The organism is Spirosoma endbachense (assembly GCF_010233585.1).
In the GTDB taxonomy this organism is placed as follows: domain Bacteria; phylum Bacteroidota; class Bacteroidia; order Cytophagales; family Spirosomataceae; genus Spirosoma; species Spirosoma endbachense.
On record NZ_CP045997.1, the window covers coordinates 10,249,665 to 10,250,901 of the forward strand.

Annotated in this window: 1 protein-coding gene; it reads right to left on the reverse strand. The window is 50.7% G+C overall.

The annotated features are described in order from the left end of the window. Positions 1–10 precede the first annotated feature (10 nt). The gene (locus GJR95_RS41370; RefSeq protein WP_162391454.1) at positions 11–1,168 is read right to left on the reverse strand and encodes an ISAs1 family transposase; all 1,158 of its coding nucleotides are present in this window, start codon (positions 1,166–1,168) and stop codon (positions 11–13) included. Between the last annotated feature and the right edge of the window lie 69 nt (positions 1,169–1,237).

Sequence of the window (1,237 nt, forward strand, 5' to 3'; positions counted from 1 at the left end):
CAGGGCTTTCTTATAAAACAGCCTCCACTTGCATAAACTGAATTAGTGAAGAAAATTCATCGGCAAAATTGTCCAGTTGAGCTGCCATATTCTTCGGCTTCAATCGATGCAGTAGATTCATTGTCAATGTTCTAAGACTGCTTAGGAGACGACTCACGCCCGGCTTGTTGGTGCGAACTGAGTCCTCACATAATACCACATCACGCCGATAGTGCATAGTCTCCACCCGCCAATGACCCCGAATGGCGGCACACAAGTTGGCCCCATCCGTCGACTCCTGCACCGGCGCATTGCTCAAATAATAACTGATGTCTTCGGTGAGCTTATCCCCTCCTAATGCCTGTCGGCTTCGTTTGACCCAAATCAGGGTCTGGAATCCAGCAACCCGCCAGCGAGGGGCAAAAACGGCCTTACTCAGGGCAAAGCACCGATAGCTTCGCTGTTCTAGCCGGCCATGTTTCCGCTCTAGGCTCGAAGTATATTCATAGATTGGTGTATCGACCAAACAACGGCAGATACAGGCGCGATACAACTGGGCCTGATTGGCTTTGAGGCCAATTACATACCGACCAGAGGCTTTGTGAATAGCATTGACAGTCAACGGATTAAGATGCAGTGCGTCCAGACTTAATTGTTGATTGTTTAGCCCCCTGTCGGCCAGCAGTTGCCGAACCACCAGTTTCTCGCTCTCTTTCTTGCCACTATAATAGGCCTGCCCAATGACGGCTTCGGTCGTCTGAGCGACCACCGATACACAGGCCTGTCCACGGGTTTGGCCGGTTTGAATACTGCCCCGCAAGTCCTTGCCATCGACTGCCAACCAGCAGCCTGCCAAGGCCGGTAAGTCAATAGCAAACCACTCAAAAAGGAGCTTAGCAAAGACACCCAAGTTTACTTTGGCCAGCACCAGGGGTAATTGTGCCCGTGAAATGGCGGTGGGCTGTGTGGAGGACGTCGCTTGACAAAGGACGGTAAAATGATTGACCATGTGCCGATGTAGACTGGATAATGAACCGTCTCGCCCACAGCACAAAGCGCAGGTTAATCCACTTAAAACCAACGCCATAGTGTGTTTTTTGCCTCGATTATCCCGGCTGTCGAGTTCGGCCGTTTGGTTGAGAAGTTGAAAGAAAGCCGTAGTTTTAGCCGTGCTGGGAACAGGGGTCATGAATTTGTCGTCTAGTTAACCACAAAGGTAAGACTACTGGCTCCCAGCCAGTTTTATAAGAAAGCCCTG

Coding starts and splice junctions, on each gene's coding strand:
- GJR95_RS41370 (WP_162391454.1), bottom strand. CDS start 1,168: ATGACCCCTGTTCCCAGCACGGCTAAAACTACGGCTTTCTTTCAACTT.